General features: G+C 42.5%; 23 protein-coding genes. 17 read left to right on the forward strand and 6 right to left on the reverse strand.

Translation table 11 applies throughout. The features are described from left to right. Positions 1 to 44 precede the first annotated feature (44 nt). Positions 45 to 893, forward strand: coding sequence for a sulfite exporter TauE/SafE family protein (locus tag JZO85_RS21395; RefSeq protein WP_207110552.1), 849 nt, complete (start codon positions 45 to 47; stop codon positions 891 to 893). Continuing rightward, complete coding sequence (locus tag JZO85_RS21400; protein ID WP_347401818.1) at positions 893 to 1,246, forward strand: DUF1634 domain-containing protein; 354 nt, start codon at positions 893 to 895, stop codon at positions 1,244 to 1,246. The genes JZO85_RS21395 and JZO85_RS21400 overlap by 1 nt, the downstream gene beginning before the upstream one ends. Positions 1,247 to 1,283: 37 nt before the next feature. Here the strand turns inward: JZO85_RS21400 and JZO85_RS21405 are convergent, their stop codons facing one another. The 4 genes from JZO85_RS21405 to JZO85_RS21420 all read right to left on the reverse strand — a co-directional run bounded on the left by JZO85_RS21405 (position 1,284) and on the right by JZO85_RS21420 (position 5,433). Beyond that, positions 1,284 to 2,270, reverse strand: coding sequence for a polyprenyl synthetase family protein (locus JZO85_RS21405; RefSeq protein ID WP_207110553.1), 987 nt, complete (start codon positions 2,268 to 2,270; stop codon positions 1,284 to 1,286). Further along, complete coding sequence (locus JZO85_RS21410; RefSeq protein ID WP_207110554.1) at positions 2,267 to 2,833, reverse strand: Gx transporter family protein; 567 nt, start codon at positions 2,831 to 2,833, stop codon at positions 2,267 to 2,269. Before JZO85_RS21410 ends, JZO85_RS21405 begins: the two co-directional genes overlap by 4 nt. Before the next feature lie 11 nt (positions 2,834 to 2,844). Further along, entirely contained in the window at positions 2,845 to 3,258 is a 414-nt protein-coding gene (locus JZO85_RS21415) for a NusG domain II-containing protein (RefSeq protein WP_207110555.1), read from the reverse strand. A gap of 219 nt (positions 3,259 to 3,477) precedes the next feature. After that, complete coding sequence (locus tag JZO85_RS21420) at positions 3,478 to 5,433, reverse strand: FAD-dependent oxidoreductase (RefSeq protein WP_207110556.1); 1,956 nt, start codon at positions 5,431 to 5,433, stop codon at positions 3,478 to 3,480. 256 nt (positions 5,434 to 5,689) lie between these two features. Between JZO85_RS21420 and pplA the strand changes: the two genes are divergently transcribed. The 4 genes from pplA to menA (JZO85_RS21440) all read left to right on the forward strand — a co-directional run bounded on the left by pplA (position 5,690) and on the right by menA (JZO85_RS21440) (position 9,818). Then, entirely contained in the window at positions 5,690 to 6,589 is a 900-nt protein-coding gene (gene pplA / locus JZO85_RS21425) for an extracellular electron transfer flavoprotein PplA (RefSeq protein ID WP_207110557.1), read from the forward strand. Positions 6,590 to 6,743: 154 nt separating this feature from the next. Beyond that, positions 6,744 to 7,814, forward strand: coding sequence for an FAD:protein FMN transferase (locus JZO85_RS21430; RefSeq protein ID WP_242550488.1), 1,071 nt, complete (start codon positions 6,744 to 6,746; stop codon positions 7,812 to 7,814). 1 nt (position 7,815) lies between these two features. Continuing rightward, entirely contained in the window at positions 7,816 to 8,766 is a 951-nt protein-coding gene (gene menA / locus JZO85_RS21435) for a 1,4-dihydroxy-2-naphthoate polyprenyltransferase (RefSeq protein ID WP_207110559.1), read from the forward strand. A gap of 65 nt (positions 8,767 to 8,831) precedes the next feature. Beyond that, a complete protein-coding gene (gene menA / locus JZO85_RS21440) occupies positions 8,832 to 9,818 on the forward strand; it encodes a 1,4-dihydroxy-2-naphthoate polyprenyltransferase (protein WP_207110560.1) in 987 nt (328 codons plus the stop codon). 40 nt (positions 9,819 to 9,858) lie between these two features. On the opposite strand, the gene JZO85_RS21445 is transcribed toward menA (JZO85_RS21440), so the two are convergent. Then, the gene (locus JZO85_RS21445; RefSeq protein WP_207110561.1) at positions 9,859 to 11,289 is read right to left on the reverse strand and encodes a basic amino acid/polyamine antiporter; all 1,431 of its coding nucleotides are present in this window, start codon (positions 11,287 to 11,289) and stop codon (positions 9,859 to 9,861) included. 542 nt (positions 11,290 to 11,831) lie between these two features. Here JZO85_RS21445 and JZO85_RS21450 point away from each other — a divergent pair. Together JZO85_RS21450 and JZO85_RS21455 are read left to right on the forward strand one after the other, a co-directional pair. Continuing rightward, the gene (locus tag JZO85_RS21450) at positions 11,832 to 12,365 is read left to right on the forward strand and encodes a GNAT family N-acetyltransferase (protein WP_347401819.1); all 534 of its coding nucleotides are present in this window, start codon (positions 11,832 to 11,834) and stop codon (positions 12,363 to 12,365) included. 47 nt (positions 12,366 to 12,412) lie between these two features. Beyond that, a complete protein-coding gene (locus JZO85_RS21455; protein WP_242550489.1) occupies positions 12,413 to 14,167 on the forward strand; it encodes a hypothetical protein in 1,755 nt (584 codons plus the stop codon). A gap of 324 nt (positions 14,168 to 14,491) precedes the next feature. Here JZO85_RS21455 and JZO85_RS21460 read toward each other — a convergent pair whose 3' ends face one another. Then, a complete protein-coding gene (locus JZO85_RS21460) occupies positions 14,492 to 15,574 on the reverse strand; it encodes an iron-containing alcohol dehydrogenase family protein (RefSeq protein ID WP_207110564.1) in 1,083 nt (360 codons plus the stop codon). A gap of 151 nt (positions 15,575 to 15,725) precedes the next feature. Between JZO85_RS21460 and JZO85_RS21465 the strand changes: the two genes are divergently transcribed. From JZO85_RS21465 to JZO85_RS21505, 9 genes are all read left to right on the forward strand, one after another. Further along, positions 15,726 to 17,177 carry an ABC transporter substrate-binding protein/permease gene (locus tag JZO85_RS21465; RefSeq protein WP_207110565.1) on the forward strand — a complete coding sequence of 484 codons (1,452 nt, stop codon included), beginning with the start codon at positions 15,726 to 15,728 and terminating at the stop codon, positions 17,175 to 17,177. After that, a complete protein-coding gene (locus JZO85_RS21470) occupies positions 17,170 to 17,892 on the forward strand; it encodes an amino acid ABC transporter ATP-binding protein (protein ID WP_207110566.1) in 723 nt (240 codons plus the stop codon). Before JZO85_RS21465 ends, JZO85_RS21470 begins: the two co-directional genes overlap by 8 nt. A gap of 19 nt (positions 17,893 to 17,911) precedes the next feature. Beyond that, positions 17,912 to 19,063, forward strand: coding sequence for a pyridoxal phosphate-dependent aminotransferase (locus JZO85_RS21475; protein WP_207110567.1), 1,152 nt, complete (start codon positions 17,912 to 17,914; stop codon positions 19,061 to 19,063). A 73-nt stretch (positions 19,064 to 19,136) separates the two neighbouring features. After that, a complete protein-coding gene (locus JZO85_RS21480) occupies positions 19,137 to 19,988 on the forward strand; it encodes an AraC family transcriptional regulator (protein ID WP_207110568.1) in 852 nt (283 codons plus the stop codon). An 84-nt stretch (positions 19,989 to 20,072) separates the two neighbouring features. After that, on the forward strand, positions 20,073 to 20,642 hold the full coding sequence (locus tag JZO85_RS21485) for an NUDIX hydrolase (RefSeq protein ID WP_207110569.1): 570 nt from the start codon (positions 20,073 to 20,075) through the stop codon (positions 20,640 to 20,642). 101 nt (positions 20,643 to 20,743) lie between these two features. After that, entirely contained in the window at positions 20,744 to 20,953 is a 210-nt protein-coding gene (locus JZO85_RS21490) for a hypothetical protein (RefSeq protein ID WP_207110570.1), read from the forward strand. 90 nt (positions 20,954 to 21,043) lie between these two features. Beyond that, on the forward strand, positions 21,044 to 21,517 hold the full coding sequence (locus JZO85_RS21495; protein WP_207110571.1) for a GyrI-like domain-containing protein: 474 nt from the start codon (positions 21,044 to 21,046) through the stop codon (positions 21,515 to 21,517). An 85-nt stretch (positions 21,518 to 21,602) separates the two neighbouring features. Further along, positions 21,603 to 22,361 (forward strand): ABC transporter ATP-binding protein, encoded by a 759-nt coding sequence (locus JZO85_RS21500; RefSeq protein ID WP_207110572.1) that lies wholly within the window; start codon positions 21,603 to 21,605, stop codon positions 22,359 to 22,361. Beyond that, positions 22,354 to 23,949, forward strand: a complete 1,596-nt coding sequence (locus JZO85_RS21505) for an ABC transporter (RefSeq protein WP_207110573.1) — start codon at positions 22,354 to 22,356, stop codon at positions 23,947 to 23,949. Before JZO85_RS21500 ends, JZO85_RS21505 begins: the two co-directional genes overlap by 8 nt. Positions 23,950 to 24,568 lie beyond the last annotated feature (619 nt).

Consider the following 24,568-nt stretch of genomic DNA (forward strand, 5'->3'; position numbering starts at 1 on the left):
TGAAAGAATGTTGCGCTATAATAGCAGCAGAAAGGCGGGAAATTATGCTTAGTCAGATAGGATTATTACTAGTGGTCGGTGTGCTGGCCGGAATATTAGGGTCGATTTTAGGGATCGGCGGCGGAATCATTTTGACGCCTTTTTTGACGTTGGTAATGGGATTAGATATCCAATATGCGATCGCTGCCAGCATTGTTTGTGTGATCGCAACGAGTTCAGGCGCAACGATCGCTTATTTGAAAGATGATATGCTGAATCTGCGAGTCGCGATGTTTTTAGAAATCGCGACCACGATCGGAGCAATCGTTGGTGCATTGCTTTCAGGAGTTGTGCCGACAGGCTTTTTATTTATTTTATTCGGAGGCTTTTTACTGTTTTCAGTCATCAATATGATTCAAAAGCTGCGCGGCAAAACGGATAAAAAAATCAAAGAGTCAACAGGAGACTCATTTGCTGAAAAATTGAAATTAAACGGGTCCTATTACGATAAGGTGCTGGATAAGCAGATCGATTATCAGGTTGAAAAGGTGCCCGGCGGTTTCGCCATGATGTTTGGTGCGGGGATCGCGTCGGGGTTATTAGGAATCGGCAGCGGAGTATTCAAGGTAACAGCGATGGATACCATCATGAAAATGCCATTGAAGCCTTCAAGTGCGACTAGTAATTTGATGATGGGAGTGACTGCGGCGGCTTCTGCGATGGTTTACTTTTTCAGCGGAGCGATCTTACCGGAAATCGCGGCCCCATTAGCATTGGGTGTTTTAGTTGGTGCAACGATCGGCTCCCGAATCATGACGCGCTTAAAACCAATCGTGATTCGAATGATTTTCATTCCGATTTTATTGTTTATGGGGATTCAAATGGTTCTTCGTGGATTCGGGGTGATCATTTAGTGGAAAATAAGGAAGAAATGTTGAAAATCGAACGCTCTATCGGATATATTTTACGAGTGGGTGTGATTGTGTCGGCTGCTATTATTTTAATTGGAATGCTCCTATTATTATTTTTACCGAGCAGTGGACCGGTACCGAACAGCTTGCCCCTGATTTTTCAAGGCTTGCTGCGCTTAAATGGGGAAGCATTTATTATGCTAGGGCTTTTTTGCTTGATCCTGACACCTGTTTTGCGAGTGGTGGTATCAATCTTCGCTTTTGCGAAAGAAAAAGATTATCTATATGTTGCGATTACGATTATCGTATTAGTTATTTTGATTATAGGCATGAGCTTTGGTTTAGTTGAAAAATAGCAATTGAAAAATCCGCCCACATTGGGCGGATTTTTGCTTAGCTTTTTCGTGTTAAGATTTGTCGAGTCAAACGGTCAAGCTTTTCCTTTGTATCGAAAAAGTTCTCCGGTAATTTCTGAATATCCTTTAGTGCTTGTTCCGTATATTCTGAAGCGAGCTGTTGTGCGTAAGCCACGCCGCCCAATTGATGAACCAACTGCTGAACATGCTGTGTATCTGAGCTGGTCATCTGTTTTTTCTTTTCTAAATAAGGTCGTAATTGTCCTTTGTCTTGATTGAGGGCGTAGATCAAAGGTAGGGAGTAAACCCCTTGACGGACGTCTTCTAAAACAGGCTTGCCTAAAGTAGTAGAATCCGCTTGATAATCCAGCAGATCGTCCATGATTTGAAAAGCGATGCCGATATTTAGTCCGATCATTCCAGCTTTTTTTGCGAAGCGTTCACTATTGCCGCTTTCAAACGCACCAACGGAGCAGCTTAAAGCAAAAAGCTCCGCCGTTTTTCCTGAAATGTTCTCTAAGTATTCATCCACTGTTTGATCTAACTTATAGCGGTCATCCATCTGACCTAACTCACCGTCTAAGATTTTTTCCATGCTGCGAGAATTCAATTGAAGGCTTCTTAGAGAAGTAGAGTAATCTGACAGTAGCTTGAAACAGCAAATGAACAAATAATCTCCGGCGTAAACCGCAGTATCGTTTCCAAAAGCCGACCGTATTGTCGGCAAGCCGCGTCGTAATTCTGATTCATCCACAATATCATCGTGGATCAAGGTAGCTGTGTGGAGCATTTCGATCGAGGCAGCCAAGGAGGTGGCTTTTTTTTCGTCTTGATCCGGTCCAAACTGGGCAAACAGGAGTTGATAGGCTGGACGTAAAAGCTTACCGCCTGCATGGATCATATCTAATACGGCCGATTCGACTTTTTTATTTTTCAATTTGACGACATTTTCCATCATTTCAAGGGTCGTCGTTAATTGCTTAGCAAGATCAGGATATTCTTGCCACATGGGATGAAGTTTCATTTTTGATAGCCTCCTGATCCTTTTTTCGTTTTTTGTGTCAATTCATAGTCCAATTGAAATTTTTGCAGCGCTCGTACGTGAACCAGCAGATAATTTCCCGCGATACCAATGACGATTCCAGCAAGAATTCCCAAAAGGGACATGACCGGCAAGTAGAGCATGACAGTCCAAGACTGTGCAATCCAGCTGGCGACCAGTAGTTGGCCGACATTATGCAGAAAGCCGCCGGCAGCACTGATGCCGATAATACTGACGCGTTTAGGTCCAAGACTTTTAACTAAAAGCATACCGAAATAGCTCAGCAGCGATCCGCTCATACTATATAAGAAGGTCGATACTGTTCCGCCTAAAAGGGTCGTTAAAATCAGACGCATCCAAATCAAACGGAAGCTGTCTCTTTTTGGCATAGTAAACAGCGCAACGATCGTTATTAAATTGGCGAGACCAAGTTTGGCCCCTGGCGCAAAGGCAAAAGGGGAGGGAAACATGTTCTCGATTAAGCCCAAGATCACACCTTGAGCGACTAGAAGTGCTATGTAGATCAACTTTTGTGTTTTATTCATAATAAGGGCAGCTAGTAAATGACACTGCCGGGTTCCCCTCCGTCTGAGGATTTGATTTCAATCAGTAATTTATGCGGCAGACAAACAATCGTTTCGCCGGATTGATCGATCCAACCGCGGCGTACGCAGATCTGATCTCCGCAATCGGCTTCTTTGATGCGGATCCGATTTCCTTTGATTTCAATTAGATTATAGTCCCCATCTTTGTCTTCATAACGATAGGTGTAGGCCTGCGACTTGTCCGAAAGATCAAAGGTTTTGAGCTCTTTTCCATCGACCGAAAGGATTGCTTCTTGTGTGGTGCTTGTTCCGCGGTTGAGACTGAAGACAACGACAGGAGCGAAGGAGAGCAAAACAAGAATCACAACAATGATACCGTCCCAAGGCCGCAGCAAACTATTTTTTGCAAAATCCTTCAGTTTCAAAGTACACACCTCGTTTATTTTTTCTCTGGATACTAGATAAACGAACTAGCTTGGTTGAAACCAAGCAAAAGTCGGCGCTTTTGAAGTTCGCTATCGATCCATTTTCATCTGATCATTCCAAAGCAAAATGAGTTCGTAAATCTTTTTCTTATCATAACATAAAGAAAGTTCTAAAGAGAAAAACAAGCCCTTTAGAACTTTCCGTCAATATTGGTCAAATTAGTTGGAGCTGTCTTTTCCGTAGATGGATCTCGGTGTTCCGTACCACCATCTGCCAGCAGTACGCTGAATCCAAGGAATCACCCAACGGTCCAGACCTAATGCACGACCGGAGCCATTCATCAAGGCGAAAGCAACAGGGATGAACCAGATGTTTACCCAGTAGAACATACCTGATAAACAGAAGGCAACGACTAAACCAATCGTAGCAGCATTCGCTAACCAAGTGAATAAGCCAAAGATCAAGGCCAATGCGATCCCGATTTCAACGAAGGTCATGAATTTTTGCATGAATAGTGCAACATCTTTATTCGGCATCATAAATTCCATAATCTTCGCGAACCAATTCGGCATTTTTTCAAAAACGGGCATTGGGTTTTCACCAAATGTATAGTTAAAGCCAAAATGTGTCGCCGCAGTCGCCGTTGCGTCAGTTGCTCCGCCAGCCGCACCAGTTGCGGCTGTTGTTGCTTCAGCTGCGTGTGAACCAGCCGCTGAGGCGCCAGTTGTTACTTGCTCCTGCAGCCAAGGGAAGGGGAACACGACTTTATCAGTAAACCACGAGCCGCTGCCAAACCAAGAACTTGGATTTAAGTAGCTGCCGTCGCCGACTACTTTTTTCGATGCTTCCACCAGCCACATTGAACCGTAGAACACGCGTAAAGGTACGCTCCAAAGAACATTGCCATAACGAGAAGAATGTCCGCGGGTCACATTACGATCATTTTTGATATGGAAGAACTCATGCATCATATATTGGAACATGTAGTAGCCAGAGCGCATGTCAAAGAAGTATTTCAGGTTAACGATGTGTTTCATCACAATCGCCATGAAGCCGGCCATATGAACCTTGTCCATTAGGTTGGCAACACCCCATTTAGAACCAATGGAAACCATGAAGCCTTGATAATTACTCTTGAACTCGTGCTTTTGCGTATTTTTGATTTTTGCGACGATATTAGCCGCAGCAGTATGGGCCGTTTGTTCAGCAGCCTGAACGATTTGCGGCGTAGGCTTTCCATCATCGTTTTCTTCATAATAAACCAAATCACCGACGATGTAGATGTCTTTATCTTCGTAGCCTTTAGCTTGCATAAACTCGTTGGCATATAAGCGCTGACCGCGAGCAGCTTCCAAACCAAAATCAGCTGCATCAGTCGTTCCTTTCACACCGGCAGTCCAGATCAAAGTGTTCGTTGGAATTTGCGAACCGTCCTTTAAGACGATATGATCTGCGGTTACCTCGGTAATAGGAGCGCCTTTCTTTAACTGAATGCCTTTCTTCATCATAAAGCGTTCCGCTTTTTCCGCGTCTTTACGATCAAGCATATTTAAAATAGTAGGAAGGGCTTCCACAACCATCAAAGTAAACTCTTCAGGACGCAATTTATGTTCTTTGGCCAGGACATTTTTCCATTCCATCAATTCGCCGATCATTTCGATCCCAGTAAAACCAGAACCGCAGACCACAAAGGTCAGCATTGCACGGCGAGTGGCTTCATCAGGCTCAAGCGCTGCTTTTGCGACTGTATCTTCGATGTGTTTCCGAATCTTGATCGCGTCTTCCATCGACCATAAAGTAAATCCATGTTCTTTGACCCCAGGTGTACCGAAGTCGTTTGGCTCGCCGCCCATACCAATGATCAATTGATCGAAGGGGTACTTGCCCAGCTTTGTTTTGACGATTTTTTTCTCTTTATCGATGCCGATAACGGTATCGGTGACTAGCGATACATTTTTCTTGCGAGCAAACAGTCGTTGTAAATCGTATTGAACTGCTTCGGGTTCTACTCGTCCGCCAGCTACTTCGTGTAATTCGGTCATCATTGTATGGTAAGAGTGACGGTCAATCAACGTGATCTCAACGTCGTCTTTTTTTAACTTTTTGGCCATGAATTTCGTTGCTGCAACACCTGCATAACCTGCACCCACAACGACAATTTTCTGTTTTGCCATTGAAAATCCGCTCCTTCTAAATGATAATGACTGCACAATAATAATGAATTGATAACACCTGAACAATCGCTCTCATTATACATATAGTTCTTTTTTTTGTCTATCACAATTATTCTAAAGTAATAATGATACTATCCTTATAATTGGATTAAAATAAATTGTTTTAACGGAATAATCGTATACAAACATAAAAAAGTATTTTAGAATAGTTATTGTTTAATGAATCACAAAAAAAGAATAAAGGTGGAGTTTAATCATGAAAATGAAAAAAATAGTATCAGGATTTGCTGTGGTAGCGTTTTCTACAATAGCGTTAGCTGCTTGTGGCGGAAACAATGACAAAGAGTCAGCATCAAGTTCTTCAGCAAGCTCATCTGAAGCAGTGAAGCCAGCTGAAAAAGAAGCAGGCGGCGATCTTAAAGACGGCACCTACAAACTTGAAGAAAAGAACTACAATAATGGCTACCGAGTAGTTTTCGATATGACTGTTAAAGATGGAAAAATCACGAAATCAAACTACGATTATTTGAATGAAGATGGAAAATCGAAGCAAAAAGATGCTGAGTACGAAAAGAATATGAAGGAAAAAACGAAAACTGGTCCTAAAGAATACATTCCAGAACTGAATAAATCTTTAGAACAAACGCAAAATCCGGATGCAGTTGAAGTGGTTACTGGTGCAACACATTCAAGCGAAAGCTTTAAAAACTACTCTCAACAATTAGTTCAAGCGGCTCAAGCAGGCGACACAAAAACAATCGAAATCGATAATGGTGCTGATCTGAAGGATGGTACCTACACATTAGAAGAAAAGAACTACTCTAATGGCTACCGTACAATCTTCAACATGACTGTTGCTGGTGGAAAAATTACTGAATCAAACTTCGATATGGTCGACAAAGATGGCAAGTCTAAAAAAGATGATGCTGACTATGAAAAGAACATGAAGGCTAAAAGCGGTGTAGGACCAAAAGAATACATCGAACAATTGAACAAAGGGTTAGTTGAAAAAGGTGCTCCTGCTGATGTAGAAGTGGTTACTGGCGCAACGCACTCATCACACGTGTTCCAAACTTACGCTGCTCAATTAGTGAATGCTGCTGAAAAAGGCAACACTACAGCGATCCAAGTGGATAACATTGTAACTAAAAAATAATTCCTGAATCTTAAGGGAACTTTTTAAGGGTTTGTGGCAGATCAGTCACAGACCCTTTTTTCTTAGAAAATCACCAATCATACTTTAGATAAAAAAGACTTTGAAAGTTTGCGTAAACGCGCTATGATAAAGTGAAAATTTTAGTAAAGGAAGTATGGAAGTGAAAAAACGTATAGTAATCCTGATCTTTAGTTTGATTCTGGTTGTACTGACAGCTTGCGGTAGTGACAAACCAAAAATAAATGAGAAGCCCTATGATGATAAACAATTTTTGATGGGTACCTATGTCCAGATTCGTATTTATGATGATGGTAAGAAGGCCGCGCTGAAGCCTGCTTTCGCTCGAGTGAAGGAATTGGCTGATAAAATCACTGTTAATCAAGAAGGTTCAGAGATCGATGAGATCAATAAAGAGGCGGGGATTAAACCAGTCAAAGTGACGGACGATATGTATTATCTATTGAAGGAAGCCTACAAATATAGTCAAGATTCTAAAGGCGGCTTCGATATGGCCATCGGATCGATCACGTCATTGTGGCGCATTGGCTTCCCAGATGCTCGCAAGCCTGAACAAAGTGAGATCGATCAAGCGTTGAAATTAGTCAATTATCATGAGGTCGAATTTAATGAGACGGATAAGACGGTCTATTTAAAGGAAAAGGGAATGAAGCTGGATCTAGGCGCAATCGCCAAAGGGTATATCACGGATGAAGTTGTTAAGGTGTTGAAAGAAAATGAAGTAACGACGGCGATCATCGACCTTGGCGGAAATGTCTATGTTATGGGGCGCAGTCCTCGCGGCGATCAAAAGGAGGACTGGACAGTTGGTATCCAAGACCCTAACCAAGCGCGCAACGTAATTCTAGGCAGCATTCCAGAAAGTAATATGTCATTAGTAACATCGGGTATCTACGAGCGCTACCTAGAAGCAGATGGCAAAACGTATCACCATCTGTTCAATCCAAAGACCGGGTATCCCTTTGACAATGATATCGCAGGGGTGACGATCGTATCGAAAAAATCGATCGATGGCGATGGCTTGTCTACCGCTGTCTTTTCGATGGGGGTCAAAGAAGGAATGAGCTACGTGGAGGATTTGAAGGATACCGAAGCGATTTTTGTGACACGAGACGATAAAGTCTATGTAACTTCTGGTTTGAAAGATACTTTTGAGCTGAATAAGGAAGCTGGCTACACGATGGGCAACGATAAGGATTTGAAATAGTATGACAGGAAAAAGTTTTTTTGAATTAGTAGAGATACGCACCAAGTTAGCGAGCTTGTTTCCATTTTTGATTGCGGTATTGTTTACCAATACGTACTTCCATTCTTTCCATTGGGGAAAAACACTCTTTTTCTTCCTCGGTATGTTGGCTTTCGACATGGCAACGACGGCGATCAATAATTACATGGATTTTCGCAAAGCCCATTCAGAAGAATACAAATATCAGGAAAATGTCATTGGCAAGGATCAGCTGTCGGAACGAACGGTCGTAATGATTATTTTTGGCTTGATAGGCTTTGCGGCGATTGTCGGACTCACTCTAGCTGTTCAAACAGGCTGGCTGCTTTTGGTGATGGGCTGTGCCTGCTGCTTCATCGGCGTGTTTTACACTTTTGGTCCCATTCCATTGTCTCGGATGCCTTTAGGGGAAGTATTCAGCGGTGTAACGATGGGGCTTGGTATTTTTGCTATTACAATTTACTTGAACACGTATGATCAAAAGCTCTTTTTCATGGAGCTGGATCTGAAGCATTTTGCGGTTACTGGAAGCACAACAGCGGCTCTAGCCGTTATTTGGGCCTCGTTACCGCTGATCGCGACGATCGCTAATATTATGCTGGCGAATAATCTTTGTGATTTAGAGCAGGATATCGCCAATCATCGCTATACCTTGCCGTTTTATTTGGGCAAAAAAAATGCGGTGCTCTTATTCAATCTATTGATGTACAGCTGCTATGCAGCTATTGTGATCGGGTGGGTCGCTGGCATCTACCAGTGGCCGATACTTTTGGTCTTCGTGAGCCTAGTCAAGATTTATCCACAAACGAAAATTTTTACCCAAGAACAGATTAAAAGCAAGACCTTTGCGATGTCGATCAAAAATTTGGTTACATTCAATGGCTCTTATGCATTAGGCCTTGCAGCTACGCTGTTTTGGCAATTTATCCGTTAATCTAGCAGTTCATTACCACCACATGTTTTTACTGTGGTGGTATGAGTTTTGGGAAGAGGGGTATTATGGACAATACGAAGAGGCTGAGGGCCGCTCAAAATAAAATGACCAGAGAAACATTTTTCGAGCTCGTGCAGATTCGCACAAAATTTGCCGGTATCTTTCCTTTTGTGATCGCTGTACTATTTACAAACACCTATTTTCAGGCGTTTCATCCAGGCAAGACACTTCTTTTCTTTTTCGGAATGTTCGCCTTTGATTTGGCGATTACGGCGATCAATAATTATATGGATTTCGTAAAAGCCCACTCGGAAAAATACAAATACGAAGAAAATGTCATCGGTCGAGAAAATCTATCAGAAAAACAGATTCAACAGCTCATTTTTGGTTTGGTGGGCTTTGCGGCGATCATCGGACTGATATTAGTTGTTCAAACCGGCTGGATGCTTTTGCCAATGGGGGCGGCTTGCTTTTTTGTCGGTGTGTTTTATACGTACGGTCCGATTCCGCTTTCGAGAATGCCGCTAGGAGAAATCTTCAGCGGCATCACAGAAGGCTTGGGAATTTTTGCCATTACGATTTATCTGAACACCTATGATCAACGGCTCTTTTATATGGAATTGACTATGGATCATTTTGCAGTAACGGGAAATACGCTGGCGGTGCTGGCAGTTGTCTGGGCGGCATTGCCGCTGATGCTGACAATCGCGAACATCATGCTGGCAAATAATTTAAGCGACTTGGAGCAGGATGTGGAGAATCATCGGTATACCTTGCCCTTCTATATTGGGCGCGAGTGGGGGGTACGACTATTTAATGTGTTGATGTACAGCTGCTATGGAGTGATTCTGATTGGATTGTTTGCCGGGATTTATCAATGGCCGATCCTGCTGACTTTTGTCAGTCTGTTGAAGATTATCCCGCAGACTAGGCGTTTCACGAAGGAGCAAATCAAAAATAAGACATTCCCGCTGGCGGTGGAAAATCTGATCGTGTTTAACAGTTGTTATGCGTTAGGGCTTTTGGTCACGCTGGCAATGCAAATTATTTAAATAGAGGAAATGGCAGTGAGTTTGCTCACTGCCATTTCTTTTATCTTAATTGAAATAGAAAAACGATCAGGCTTAGCACCCCTAAGCCAGTCACGATCGTAAATAAGAGTTTGTCTCGCTTTGTCCTGAAAACAGGTCGTTTATACGTATGGCTGTTCCACAGCCAAAAGACAAAGCCCAATGCGTAAATGCCGATACAATAAAGCAGATTTAGGATTCCAGATGAATAGAGCATATAAATTCCGTAAATGACACCGCCGACCGCTAAAAACTGCTGGCCAGTATGTTTCTTTGCTTTAGCAATTTGCCATAAGAAGGCGGCAGATAAAACATAAGGGACGAGAACCATCGTTGTCGCAGTATCGGTCACTGCTTGGAAGGCATCCATTGCCCACCGAGAGATCAGAAAGACGATTTGCATAATCACGCCATTCAAAACTAAGGCGTTTACCGGTGCATTTTGTTTGTTGGCCTTGCCTAAGAAGGCTGGGAACATCTTGTCCTGAGCAGCGTCAAAGGAAATTTCTGCAGCTAAAATTGTCCATGAGATCCAGGCTCCTAATACAGAAATAATGACACCAATATTAATCATATTGCTTGCCCAGGCACCCGTCGAGGCACGTAAAACGCCGCTTAACGAAGGACTTGGCAGGTTAGCCAGCTGTTCTTGCGGCAGTGAGCCAAAACTCAGCATCACGATCAATACATAGATTGCCAGTGTTATGGAGTAGCCAATCAACGTTGCACGACCAACATCACGGGCGCGTTTTGCTCGCCCAGATAGAACGACGGCGCCTTCGATCCCGACGAAAACCCACATCGTTTGCAGCATCGCATGACGAATTTGTGTGGGAACACTGCCTAACTGCTTGCCATTCAACAGCATATTTTTAGCAAAAACATCCATTGAAAAGGTTTGATATTTGAAATGAATGAATAAAAGAAAAATAGCTAATAGGATTGGCACTACTTTTGCACTGGTAGCGATCGTATTCAAAATACTGGCAGTACGAATCCCCCGAGCAACCAAAAAGATGACGCTCCAAATCATGAATGTACCTAAAAACAACCCAATTTGACCGCCAGAACCGCCGATGGAGGGGATAAATTTGCTTAAGGCATCTAAAAAAAGAATGACAAAAGAAACGTTCCCGATAATATTGCTCAGCCAATAGCCCCAAGCAGAGTTGAATCCGACATAATCGCCAAAGCCGTCTTTGGCGTAATAGTAGATGCCGCCGATAATCTCTGGTTCTTCCCTTGAAAGAGTCTGAAAGACCTTCGCGATAAAGAAGACCCCGACGCCGGTAATTAGCCACGCCAATAATGAAGCAATGACGCCGGCTGATTGAGAGATACTGCTGGGAAGGTTAAATACACCGCCACCCAGCATTGAACCAATCACAATCATACTTAAACCTAACAAGCTCATCTCTTTTGTATGCTTGTCAGGTGTTTGCTGCTGTTCCATAAATTTCCTCCTAGTTCCTAGTGATGAAGCTTTTTTAATCGTACAACCCATTCATTTTCCGCCTGCTGATGAGTGCACTACCTTTATTGATAGTGCTCGCTGAAAGCTGATTGGTAATTATTACGTTGATTTTTCGACCCTCGCAGGTAGCGCACTCTTTGTTCACAACACCGATAAATTGAAAATAACGGATGAAAGACGCTCTTTCTATATAAGCATAGTTACATAAAAATAACCATAAGGAAGACGTAAAACTAATTCAATGAAGGTTAAAGAATTACCATTATAATCTAATCTAAACCCAATTTTCTTTCCTGTTTCAGTCTTCTGAAAAAAACAAGAAATTCACAATACGATAACGAAGTGAGGGAAGCCAGCCGTTATTATTTCCATCGTCCTGTTATCTGTTGTGTTTATTATTTAAGCGTTAATTTAGTTAAAAAATGCAATAATTATTAAGATTTTGGATGGATCTTTTTTAGAGAGGGTGTTTTTTTAATTATCAGAGTGATAGAATTGAACCAGCAAGGAGGTCTGAGATGATTAAAATTCGAGTAGCATCACCAATGGATGCAGCTTCACTGGTGGCGATTTATGCGCCCTATGTTTTAGAAACAACCATTACTTTTGATTACGAGGTACCTAGCAAAGAGGACTTTGTTAAAAGAATTGAAGAAACCGTCAGCAGCTATCCTTATTTAGTGGCGGAAGAGGACGGGGTCATATTAGGCTATGCCTATGCTCATGCGTACAAAGATCGAGCTGCCTATGATTGGGCCGTTGAAGTCAGTGTCTATGTCGATCGTGAAAAACGCGGCAATGGAGCGGGAAAGCAATTATATTGTGCGTTAGAAGAAATCTTGAGAAAGCAAAATGTCGCGATTTTGACAGCCTGTATAACTGGCGGGAACCAACCCAGTATTCATTTTCATGAGAAGCTGGGGTATCAGGAGGTCGCGAATTTTCCTAAAATAGGCTATAAGTTTGATCAATGGCATGATGTTATTTGGCTCCAAAAATTTATGATGGAAACAGAAGGGAACCTGCCTGCATTTATCCCTTTTTCTAAACTATGATGATCAAAAATCGATTTAAGAATCAGCCAGAGTTAATGGGAAGGGTATTGATAGGTATTTTTATCTTCGCGATTGTTTTTCGACTCGTGCTCGCGGTGATGATGCCAATCAAAATATATATGCATGCAGGCTACGATGACGCGCTTTCTATTAACCAAGCATTGAATATTTTAGCTGGCAAATGGTTGGGAGAATACGGTACAGGGACGTTGACAAAAGGCTTGTCTTTTACGCTCTTTTTGCTTGTGAATCATTTTTCACAGTTGTCCTATCCTTTGTTTTTGTGTTTGGTCAATATGGGGGCGGCATTTGCTATTATCAAAGCCTTATCACCATTAATTAAGAATAAGTATTTGAGCGGTATAGGCTTTTTATTCTTGATCTATTCTCCAGCTACACTGACATCAGATTTTTCGCTGCGTGTTTATCGCAATAGTTTAGTCTTTGCGACAGTCCTGTTTGTCTTAGCGGGTATTCTGGGGCTTTATTTACGTAGGAAGGAAACCATCAAAACGCGAATTCCTTGGTCGATTTTATTGACGATTGCTTTTCCTTTTTTCTGGTATTTACGAGAAGATTCGATTTGGCTGCTGCCGCTTTATATAGTTGCTACGTTTTGTACACTTTTTGGCATCATTGTTCAGAATCAGTCTTTGGGCTCATCCTTGAAAGAGGTGCTTCGTAATTTTTGGCAGCTACTGAAGGCGATGAACAAGCAAAAAATCATCAGTAATCTTTTGCTGCTGGCCGCCCCTGTGCTCTTTACTTTAGGGGAATCGCTGCTGATTTCTAAGACGAATCAGGATCACTATGGTATTTTTACCACGAATGATCGAACGAAAACGTCTTTTGCTAAATTGACGGAAAATCTGATTCAGATCGATAATAGCGGTTATGATAAGAAATCAATTGCCGAGGACAACGGTATTTGGGTTTCGAAAAGAACCTTTGCCGAAGCACAAAAAATTTCACCGACTTTTGCCAAGTATCGTAAAGGAATTGACTGGATGCTGAAGGACTCGATTTGGCCGGATTCTTGGCCTGTTAAAAATGGCGAGCTGCCTGGAGATATGTTTGTCTGGGGACTGCGTGAAATGTTTCAACGGGAAGGTCTGTATAAAAATGGCGGCGAGAACGAGAAAGTCTTCAAGCAGATCAACGAGGAGCTGGCAGAAGGCTTTAAGTCCGGCAAACTTAAGAGAAAGAAGCTGTTCTTTGTAACGAAGCAAAGCAACGGCAAGAAATCTGAAGACATGGGGAAGGTTTTCAGTTATTTGCGGGCTGGAGTAATGGAAACGACACTCTACAAAAGCTATCGAACGGATTATGGCGGTTCCATCTTTATGCCGGAGCAGCCGGCGCAGGTAGTTCTGGATCTGCTGAATGTCAAAACGGTATCTACTATTAAAGAAGGAATGGCGGCAGAAGCGAAGCGAACGAGACCGATCGTGCTGATCATTAATGGGATTATTTTGCTGTATCGCATCATTTCACCGATACTGCTGCTGGTTAGTTTGGGTTCGGTGCTGATCTTTATAGCCGGCTATGTCAAAAAGAAAAAGACCCGCAGTGTTTTGGCGGATTACTTAATTATTTTCCTTGGTTTGCTCCTGACGTATTTTGTCTATCTGTTTGGCGTATCCTGGTTCGCGACTTGGGCGCCAAAGGGTAAGGCGCTATTCATGTTCTTCTATACAGGTGCCGGTGTTCCGCTGATTCAAGTGTTTGAGCTGCTGGCAGTAGTGCTGATCGTCAAAAATGTTCAAAATCAATTATTTGAGAAAAAAGCGAGTATAAATTAGAATTCGTTAATAACATTCTAATTAAATTCATTAAGAATTGTTACGCGGCTATACCAATGGTTTGTTATCCTTGCAGTGTAAAAGTAAGGAGGGCCTTAATAGCGCAATGAAACGAGAGAGGAACACTTCGAAAAACGAAGTAAAAACCACCGACTTTCTTCTAGAGATGTTGGCGTTGTTCATTCTAATTTCCTTAACTATTTATGCCATTAGAACTGGGAAAATTTTTTAAAAGATACTTTGCTTCATAAGTATCTTTTTTTTTGCTTTTTTTATCAGAACTAGACCAAAAAGGAGCTTGCGGATTTTCGCAAGCTCCATTCTTTATTCTTGTGTGAAGGCTTCTAGGGCCTTCATTTTTTGGATCACGAGGTCTGGCGTGATCGTTTGCTTCATTAGATGGATCATCTCGCCAGGAGCGCAGGCACGTTCAGCGACGGATTGGTACTCTTCTTCGGTTAAATGCAAATTCATCTCCGCTAAGCTTGTCGGCAAATTCAATTGATGATAGAAGGGCAGCAGTTGCTCGATCTCTGTCAAATTTTCTTCAATCATTAATTGAACCAAAATTCCGTAAGCTACTTTGTTGCCGTGAAGCTGCTGATGGCTACCGGGTAAAACGGTCATGGCATCATGAAGGGAGTGAGCACCAGCGGTTCGGCCGTACTCATCGCCGAAGCCCCCGACCATTCCAGCTAGCAGGATATTGGCTTCAACCACATCGATAAAGGCTTGATTGAGTTGATTTTGCGCCATTGCTTCTAAGGCTGCTGTGCTTTCAGCAATAAGAATCTCGCGACATTTTTGAGCAGCGAATTCTGCTACTTGTACTTCAATCGGCTTCACTGCTAGTTGGGAAATGATTGCATGAGATTCATACCACTTTGCCAAGGTATCGCCAATACCGGCGATCATCAATTCACGGGGAGAGGCTAAAATGACTGCTGGATCGATTAGTACAAGATCGCTTGCTTTTGGAAAAATATCATAACGCAGCATGATTCCTGCTTCATCATAGACTACACTTAAGGGTGTGTAAGCCGCACAGGTAGCAGCCAAAGTCGGCAGGATGATGATAGGCAAATGTGCCTTGTATGCAGCAAACTTCCCTAAATCGGCGACTTTTCCACCACCTACTGCAATGATACCATCGAATTTTTTCTGATTGCATAAAGACGCAAAGCTTTCTGCTGCGGCATCTGTACATTGACCGCCATAATAGTGATACGCTGCTGTTATTGATAGTTCGGGAAAGTAAGGTTTTACCGCTTCCCAGGATTTCTCTCCGTGGAGGATCAGGACATTCTTTATGTTTCTTCTATTAAGATGGGATTCTAACGAGTCCCAGGCGTGTGCTTTTAGCTCATATTCCTGCGGAGCACCGCGAACGATTAATTGTTTTGTCATTAGCAAACTTCTTTCATTAGATTTTTAGAAAACTCTTTTTTTATTATAATGGTTATGGTAGTATAAATGCAAGTTGCTTTTTGAATAATTATTCTTTATTTATTCGTATACTTATATTATTATTCATTATTTGGAAAAGGGAGCGGGATGTATGAAAAAGAAAATTGGCGCATTGCTCACAGTCTTGCTGATGTTGATCAGCTTTTTACCGGCAAAGGCACAAGGAGCAGAAAAGGATGAAATCTACGAACGGATTCAACAAAGCGGCGAGCTGGTCGTTGGATTGTCAGCGGATTATGCACCGTATGAGTTCCATGCAGATGTGGATGGAAAAGATAAAATTGTCGGCTTTGATGTGTCAATCGCGGAAAAAATCGCGAAGGATATGGGTGTGAAGCTGAAGATAGAAGAGCTTGGTTTCGACGCGTTGCTGGGGGCATTGAAAACGGGAAAGATCGACCTAGTTATTTCCGGTATGTCAATCACAGAAGAGCGGTTAAAGGAAGTTGATTTTTCTGATCCATACTTTGTGGTGCAGCAAAAGGTTTTGGTTCGCAAAGGAGAAAAAGACAATTTCAAGACGACAGAGGATTTCAAAGGATTATCCGTAGGTGCGCAAAAGCAAACGACTCAAGAGGATTTAGTTAAAAATGAAATGACCGGTGCGGAACCGACCTCATTGCAAAAGGTCCCAGATTTGATCAACAATTTATTGAATAAGAAGGTCGAAGCGGTCGTATTAGAACAGCCGGTAGCGGAAGCTTATGTCCAACAAAGCGATAATGTGGAGTTAGCCCCAGTGAAGTTTGAGCAGGGCGAAAAAGTTACGGCCATCGCTATGTCGAAAAATACACCGGAGCTGAAAAAGCATGTCAATGCTTCGATCAAAACAATCAATGATAAAGATTTATTGAAGGATTATCAAAAGGAAGCCAATGATCTGATGTTCCAAGATGAGCAATCCTTCCTGCAAAAATATGGTCCTTATTATTTGAATGGAGCGAAGTACACGATTCTACTTGCTTTTGTCGGCGTGTTGTTTGGGTTAATCTTCGGTAGCTTATTGGCCTTGATGAAACTAAGCAAGAGTAAAATCTTGAAAGCATTAGCGGTCATCTATATTGAGTACGTTCGAGGAACACCGTTATTGGTTCAAATCTTTATCGTCTATTTCGGAACAGGAGTCTTAGGGCTGGATCTGTCGAAATTACTGGCAGGTTGTATCGCGGTATCATTAAATAGTGCGGCGTATGTTGCGGAAATTGTTCGGGCAGGGATTAATGCAGTAAACAAAGGGCAAATGGAAGCAGCACGTTCGTTAGGGATGAATCAGAAGGAAGCGATGCGTTATATCGTCTTTCCGCAGGCAATCAAAAATATTTTGCCAGCCTTAGGAAATGAGTTTGTGACGATCATCAAAGAATCATCTGTTGTTTCTGTTATCGGGGTATCTGAATTGATCTTCCAAACAGGGGTGGTGCAAGGAGCCAGCTTCAAGCCGTTCTTACCATACGTGCTGGTATCGCTGATCTACTTTGTCTTGACCTTCTGTATTTCCCGTTTATTAGGGTTAGTTGAAAGGAGAATGGGTCTGAATGATTAATGTAAAACAACTGTCAAAAAGCTTTGGCGAGAATGAAGTGTTGAAATCCATCGATCTTACAGTCAAAGAAGGCGAGGTAGTGGTTATCATCGGACCTTCAGGAAGCGGGAAAAGTACGATCCTGCGCTGTTTGAATTTATTAGAAGAACCAACCTCCGGCGAAATCTTTTTTGAAGGACAAAATATCACGGCACCAGACAGTAATATCGATCAGATTCGCCAAAAGATGGGGATGGTGTTCCAAAGCTTCAACCTGTTCCCGCATATGAGTGTATTGGAGAATTTAACGATCACACCGGTGAAAATCAAAAAGGAAGATCCTGCTCAAGCAAAAGACCAAGGCCTGGCATTATTGGATCAGGTTGGCTTGAAGGAAAAAGCGGATAGTTATCCTGCCAGTCTTTCTGGCGGTCAGCAGCAGCGGGTAGCAATCGCTCGCGCATTAGCGATGAATCCTGATGTGATGCTGTTTGACGAACCGACCTCGGCGCTTGATCCCGAGATGGTCGGTGAAGTATTGGCCGTTATGCAGGATTTAGCCAAAAAAGGGATGACCATGGTTGTAGTGACGCATGAGATGGGCTTTGCGAAGGAAGTCGCGGATCGGGTGATCTTCATGGCAGATGGTGTCATTCAAGAAGAGGGCACACCAGAGGAAATCTTTGATCATCCGCAAAATAGTCGGACGCAGGATTTCTTGAATAAGGTATTGTAATAGAGGCGGAGGAATAAGGATGGATAAACGGAAAATCGCGCGACGCTTCCAGCAGCCGGCAGAAAATTTGCTGATGAAGATCGCTGTTCTAGCAAAAGAAAAGGAAGATATTATCGATTTGTCGATCGGTGATCCGGATTTGATTACCAATCCGGCGATCATCGAAGCGGCCTACGAGGATGTAAAAAAAGGAGCAACGAATTATACAGCACCTGATGGCAGCAAAGAATTTTTGACGACAGTTGTTGATTTTTATCAGAAAAAATATGGTCTGACCTTCCAGCTGAATCAAGTTCGTGGGACAGTTGGTGCTTTGCACGCGATGTATTTGGTGATGCAGGTGCTGCTTGATCCGGGTGATGAAGTGATCATCCACGAGCCGTATTTTTCACCTTATCGCGAACAGGTGGTTTTATCTGGCGGAACACCGGTTTTTGTTCCGACCTATGAGGAAAATGGCTTTCAATTAGATGTAGCGGATTTAAAAGCTGCCATCACGGATCGGACAAAGGCCATCATCATTAACTCGCCAAACAATCCGACGGGTGCTGTTTTCTCTGAAGCTACCTTGAAGCAAATCGCCGAAGTGGCAATTGAAAAGGACCTCTTCATTATTTCGGATGAAATTTACGAGGATTTTGCCTTCAAAGAAAAATTCGTACCGATGGCTAGTCTGGCTCCAGAAAATACGATCACGATCAGCGGTGTCTCAAAAGGCTTTGCGATGACTGGCTGGCGTCTGGGCTACATGGTGGCGCCTGCTTATATCAATCAAATTGCTGGAATGATCAACGAGAGTATTACTTATTCGGCGCCGACAGCATCACAGCGTGGCGGAATCTATGCATTGAAGCATTATGAGGAGCTTGTACCGCCAACGGTCGCCATTTTTAAAGAGCGTTTGGCATACATTGAAAAAAGAGTGGCAGAAATTCCGTATTTATCCTTGCGTCCAGTTGCCGGCAGCATGTATGCTTTTATTAATATCAGTAAAAGCGGATTGGATTCGGTGACGTTTGTTGAAACGGTCTTGGAGCAGAGCGGTGTCTTGTTCGTTCCGGGAAAAGCCTTTGGCGAGAAGGTAGGAGACGACTATATTCGTCTGGCGGCAACACAATCATTGGAGGTTTTAGCAGAGGCCTTTGATCGGTTGGCAAAGCTGCGCTTCTAGCTCGCAAAAGGCGGCACGTTCTGAGAGGTATTTCTTTACTGGTCCCATTATAGTAGAGACAGGAGGAAATTGGATGGAGTGGTTAGATCATTTCAATAGTAGTATTGCTTATGTGGAGGAAAATTTAACAGGTGAGATCGACTTGGACAGGGCGGCGCAACTGGCGCAGTGCTCAAGTTATCATTATCAGCGGATGTTTTCATACATCGCGGGTGTGACCTTAGGTGAATATATCCGACGGCGCAGGATGAGTTTAGCAGGTGTTGACCTGCAGCGGGGCGAAAAAGTCATCGATGTAGCCGTTAAATACGGCTATGATTCTCCAACTTCCTTTAATCGAGTATTTAAAGGAGTCCATGGAATCACCCCGAAAGAAGCAAAGCAATCAGGAGTAAAATTGACTAGCTACCCCATGCTGACCTTCCAACTTACAGTAAAGGGAGTGCATGCAATGGAATATCAACTAATTGACAAAGAAGCGTTTCATGTTACAGGACTTGGTTTGAAAATTGAGCAGGACATGGAGGTGGCGCAAAAACGTATTCCAGAATTTTGGAACGAGGTAAGTGCCAGCGGAGAACTGCAAAAATTGATTCCGGTAATGGATCAAAACAATCCAGGCGTATTAGGAATCAGCTTGATGACTTCAGAGATTCAAGATGCTTGGGAATATGTGATCGGTGTGGCGAGTGAGGACGTGCCAGAAGGGTTTGCCCAGTATGAGATCCCTGCGGCGAAATGGGCGATCTTTTCAGGGACTGGACCAATGCCTGGAGCGATCCAAGAGCTGCAGCAGCAGGTGTTTCAGGAATGGCTGCCGACTTCCGGCTTTGAATACGATGAACTACCGGATATTGAATTGTATCTGGATGCCAATCCCGAAAATGCTCAGTTCCAAGTCTGGCTGCCGGTTCGAGCAAAATAGTTTTTTAAGAGGTTGCAGCTAGAAGCTGCAGCCTCTTTGTTATACCCTATATACATAAAGCCAAAAGATAAGAGGGTGCACAAGATGAAAAAACTGATCAAAGAAATTAAGGACTATCAACCATTTACCTCACAAGAAGCAGCGGATAAAAAAATTTTTTTAGAGAGACTGCAATTTCAAGACCATCTGCTGACGCGGGAAAATCCAGAGTATCATTTTTCCTCCTCTGCGTGGGTCGTGAATCCAACCTATGACAAGGTGCTGATGGTTTATCATAATATTTATCAATCCTATTCTTGGACTGGCGGACACGCGGATGGCTGTGAGGATCTTTTGCAAGTCGCGCAAAAGGAACTGGAAGAGGAGACAGGGCTAAAAGAATATCGTCTGATCTACGAGGGCTTGTTTGCCTTTGATATTTTACCAGTGAACGCTCACTACAAAAATGGGCAGTTCGTCAAGGCGCATCATCATATCAACACGACCTATCTTTTTATGGCGGAGGAGAATCAGACGCTGCGAATCAAAGAAGATGAGAACAGTGATGTGAAATGGCTGGCTGTTTCAGATATCGACCAGCTAGTTGCCGAAGCGGAGATGCGGCCTTACTATCATAAAATGATGGAAAAAGCGCTCTTGCTTAAAAATAGCTGACGAGCGGCTTTTAAATTAAAAAAGTTTTTTTGAAAATGTGACATATGTCCTAATTGATTTTGGCAGGAAGCCATAGAATAAGGGTGTAGGAGGTGTGAAGAATGATAACCCTTATTTTATTGATCCTGACGATCATCGTGCTATTTGACATTAGAAAATGGCAAAAGGAGCAAACAGAGAAGCACTATTGGGAACGCATCAACGAGTTTGAGGCTCAACGAAAAGAACAAATTTTAGCGACTGCGATTAAGAGGGAACAGTGTCAATCAGCTGAGTCCAGCATTGAAAAAAAGTGGCAGCAGGCTAGCTAAGCCTTGTTGAATTTACCGTTTTTGATTAACCGATGTCATTTGCCAAGGCTTTCAGTTAGAATGGTTGAAAACGATGAAGGATAATCAAGTATGATGAAGTATGAACTGAAGGAACTGCCGGACTTTACTGTGATCGGCTTAGAGCAGGAATTGACGAATCGAAAAAGTACAAATCTTGAACGCTGCCTGTCATTTTGGCCAGCTTTTAATCGTCAGTTAAAAGCCAATGGATTGACGCAGCAACAAGGGGCTTGGACAAAGTTCGCCTTTATGGATCGGCGGGAGGAAAAGCTGATTTATTACTGTGGGATTCCTCATTCAAAAAAGATACCAACCGATTTTCTGCTGAAGGAAATACCTGCCGGCCGGTATTTGGTGGTGGAGCATCGAGGAGCGATGGATCAAATCTACTCTACCTATGAAGCAATCTATCAAGTCCTCGTGCCGAAGCTGGGACTTTCATTAGCGCAAACTAATTTTTTGCATTTTGAAAAATACGGCGCCAAATTCCAGTGGAGCCGCGAGAACTCGATCATTGAGATCTGGATTCCAATCAAGGCTTAGAACACTCGCAGGGGTGTTTTTTTTTTGCGGCGTTTATTGTCATGGGGCTTTTTTTCTCGTATAGTTGAAAGAAGGAGTGATGAGCATGATTAAATTAAATGGTGTGACAAAGGTTTATGGAGAGAAAAAAGCGCTGGATAATTTAAGTCTGACGATCAAAGCAGGCGAAATTTTCGGCTTTCTAGGACATAATGGCGCTGGAAAATCGACGACGATAAAAAGTTTAGTGAGCATTATTGAACCAACAAATGGTGAAATTTTATTTGATGGGAAAAACTTAAAAGAGGATCGGCAGGCGATCAAGAAGAAAATTGCTTATGTCCCTGATTCCCCCGACATGTTTTTACAATTGACCGCCAATGAGTATTGGGATCTGCTGTCAGCGGCTTATGAATTAACGGGGCAAGAGGCCCGGCGACAAGAGCTGATCGAGTTGTTTGACTTAGTGGGGCATGAGGAGGAAACACTGGAAAGTTTTTCTCATGGGATGCGGCAAAAGACAATCATCATCGGCGCGCTGCTGCCAGATCCGGATATTTGGATTTTGGACGAACCGCTGCAGGGATTGGACCCGCAGGCCGCATTTGATTTGAAGGAAATGATCAAACGGCACGCAGAAAAAGGCAAAACGGTGATTTTTTCTACGCATGTTTTGGATACTGCGCAGCAATTATGCGATGAACTGGCGATCCTTAAAAAGGGAGAATTGATCTACAATGGCTCGGTTGATAATCTGCTGCAGGATTATCCAAATGAATCACTGGAAAGCGTCTATTTGAAGATGGCCGGGCGTCAAGCGGCTGATGGGGATGTTTCCGAATTCGAGGAGGCGGCTCATGAATAGCGGGATTATCAAGCGTTTGATTGCGGTAAACATGCTTTATGTCAATCCGTCATCGACGAATCAAATCCGTAAAAAAGGCCGTAAAGGAAAGCAGGTCATCCGTAGTATTATCCAACAATATCTGTTGTCGGGTGTCATCTTTTTGGTGATTTATGGAGCAACGATGATACTGATTGATTTCGCGAAATTACCGGGATACTTTACGTACTATATGGCCTTATTTGCTCTGATTGGTTTTTCTCAATCGCTTTCCACTATTTTTAATGTATTTTTTGAAAGCAAGGATCTGCAGGATTATTTGCCGCTGCCGATCAAGCGGGGGGAAGTTTTTATTGCGAAATTTTTAGCAGTAGGGATGACGATCGTGCCATTTCTATTACCCCTTTTGATTTTGTTTTTTCTGACGGCGTTTAAGAGCGGCTATTCGATTATTTTTGCAGTCATTGGAGCGATTTTGCTATTTTTGATCTTTTTCATTCTCTTATTCAGCTTATGTAGTCTGATTGTTTTTGGGATGACTAAGACCAAGCTGTTTCGCCAGCATAAGAAATTATTCACTAGCTTGATGCTTGGTTTTTCAATGGTTGTCTCAGTCGGCGGAATCCTAGCGATTAATTTCACACAAAATTCGATGGATCATTCGGCAGGGGCTGCCGACCGCGGCTCGCTCGCCATCTTCATGCCGTTTTATCAGGTGATGCGCGAACCGTTTACAGCTAAAGGGATTCTAACATTTCTCGCGTTATTGGCTCTGACAGGCTTGCTTTTGCTGGCACTGCGATTTTTTGTCGTTCCTAGTTTGTATGAGCAGTTCAGTGATGAAGGTTCTCGTACGGTAGCTACGAAGCGTAAACGAAAAAGCAATCAATCGCTAAAAAAACAATTAGCCAGTTATAATCATCAATTGCTTAAAAATCCCAATCTGATCATGCAAGTTCTGACCTCGTCATTGATCATGCCGATCGTGATGGTGGCAACGATGGTAACGACTAATCCGGTCAGCCTCGCGACATTGGGAACAAAGTTCATGGGGGTATTTTTCGTCTGCGGAATCGTTTTTGCTTTTATTACGTTGAATCAAACCTCCTTTGTCAGTAATCTGATTTCATTGGATCGAGAGAATTTCTTCTTTATTCAATCGCTTCCGCTGTCATTGGAAAAATACCTGCGACAAAAATTTTGGGTAGGCTGCAGGATTCAAATGGGCATTTCAGGTGTTATGGGTGTGCTCCTCGCGCTCGCATTACATTTTCCAATCGCTCTGCTGCTGACCTTTACCGCAGGAATATTATGGGGTACCTACTTGCTGTCGCTGTACTTTTTCAGTCGAGATTACCGCTTGTTGAATCTGACCTGGACGAATATCAGTCAGCTTTTCACTAGAGGGGTAGGGAATTATGGGCTGATGCTGTGGATGTTTGGGACGATGATTGTTGGAGCAATTTTGATCGCGCTATACGTAGTCGCTGTTTTAATGAACATTCATCCTGTATTGCTAAATGGCGGTGTTATGATCTGGTTAGCCATCCTATCAGGCGGATGGCTGTGGATCAATCACAGTAATTTTTGGAAAAAGCTAAGCAGCTAATAACTGATTTAAAGGAAAGAATCTCTTATGTGAGGTTCTTTTTTTTATTCCGAGCACAGTAAATAGACTAAAATGTGAGGAATAAAATTAAATTATCCATACTTTTTGATTGTTTATTGATGGAACAGAAATGGCATTTAGATAAAATTATTTAAATTGTTTTTTCATAATAAAGGATGTTTAAAAAGTAAACAGCCGTTCTTACTTACTTTTATTAGTAAAAAGGATGTACTTTTTTAATTTTAAATAAAGGAGTTGGATAAAAGGTGAGCGCTTTCTATTTTTCACTGGACCGAAATGAGCTATGATATAACAACCTTTTTTGAGGGGGTAGGAAAATAATAAAAAAACAAATTTAATTAGCGTTCTGCAACACTTTGGATTATAGTTATTTTATCATTTAACTGAGCCGCTTCTTTTTATTAAATTGTTCTTTTGATAGCAGTAATTGTCTGAAAATTTCGACAATGCTGTTTCTTGCGCTTCGTGTTTTTTCATTGTAGAGTAACATTTAGGGTCTGCTCGTTACTAAAAAAATCTTGCTCAATTAATAACTAATTGATGAAGACTTTCAGTGGTGGAAGGAGTCCTGAGACAAAATTGAATAGGAGTGGTTTCA

Origin of the sequence: Candidatus Enterococcus murrayae, assembly GCF_017315985.1 — a bacterium.
In the GTDB taxonomy this organism is placed as follows: Bacteria; Bacillota; Bacilli; order Lactobacillales; family Enterococcaceae; genus Enterococcus_A; species Enterococcus_A murrayae.

Bases quoted from the DNA above. Each gene is read 5' to 3' on its own strand.
- JZO85_RS21465 (WP_207110565.1), top strand. From the start codon at position 15,726: ATGAAAAAGAAAATTGGCGCATTGCTCACAGTCTTGCTGATGTTGATC.
- JZO85_RS21410 (WP_207110554.1), bottom strand. From the start codon at position 2,833: ATGAATAAAACACAAAAGTTGATCTACATAGCACTTCTAGTCGCTCAA.
- JZO85_RS21505 (WP_207110573.1), top strand. From the start codon at position 22,354: ATGAATAGCGGGATTATCAAGCGTTTGATTGCGGTAAACATGCTTTAT.
- JZO85_RS21445 (WP_207110561.1), bottom strand. From the start codon at position 11,289: ATGGAACAGCAGCAAACACCTGACAAGCATACAAAAGAGATGAGCTTG.
- JZO85_RS21485 (WP_207110569.1), top strand. From the start codon at position 20,073: ATGAAAAAACTGATCAAAGAAATTAAGGACTATCAACCATTTACCTCA.
- JZO85_RS21495 (WP_207110571.1), top strand. From the start codon at position 21,044: ATGATGAAGTATGAACTGAAGGAACTGCCGGACTTTACTGTGATCGGC.
- JZO85_RS21475 (WP_207110567.1), top strand. From the start codon at position 17,912: ATGGATAAACGGAAAATCGCGCGACGCTTCCAGCAGCCGGCAGAAAAT.
- JZO85_RS21490 (WP_207110570.1), top strand. From the start codon at position 20,744: ATGATAACCCTTATTTTATTGATCCTGACGATCATCGTGCTATTTGAC.
- JZO85_RS21500 (WP_207110572.1), top strand. From the start codon at position 21,603: ATGATTAAATTAAATGGTGTGACAAAGGTTTATGGAGAGAAAAAAGCG.
- JZO85_RS21470 (WP_207110566.1), top strand. From the start codon at position 17,170: ATGATTAATGTAAAACAACTGTCAAAAAGCTTTGGCGAGAATGAAGTG.
- pplA (WP_207110557.1), top strand. From the start codon at position 5,690: ATGAAAATGAAAAAAATAGTATCAGGATTTGCTGTGGTAGCGTTTTCT.
- JZO85_RS21480 (WP_207110568.1), top strand. From the start codon at position 19,137: ATGGAGTGGTTAGATCATTTCAATAGTAGTATTGCTTATGTGGAGGAA.
- menA (WP_207110560.1), top strand. From the start codon at position 8,832: ATGGACAATACGAAGAGGCTGAGGGCCGCTCAAAATAAAATGACCAGA.
- JZO85_RS21430 (WP_242550488.1), top strand. From the start codon at position 6,744: ATGGAAGTGAAAAAACGTATAGTAATCCTGATCTTTAGTTTGATTCTG.
- JZO85_RS21405 (WP_207110553.1), bottom strand. From the start codon at position 2,270: ATGAAACTTCATCCCATGTGGCAAGAATATCCTGATCTTGCTAAGCAA.
- JZO85_RS21395 (WP_207110552.1), top strand. From the start codon at position 45: ATGCTTAGTCAGATAGGATTATTACTAGTGGTCGGTGTGCTGGCCGGA.
- menA (WP_207110559.1), top strand. From the start codon at position 7,816: ATGACAGGAAAAAGTTTTTTTGAATTAGTAGAGATACGCACCAAGTTA.
- JZO85_RS21420 (WP_207110556.1), bottom strand. From the start codon at position 5,433: ATGGCAAAACAGAAAATTGTCGTTGTGGGTGCAGGTTATGCAGGTGTT.
- JZO85_RS21460 (WP_207110564.1), bottom strand. From the start codon at position 15,574: ATGACAAAACAATTAATCGTTCGCGGTGCTCCGCAGGAATATGAGCTA.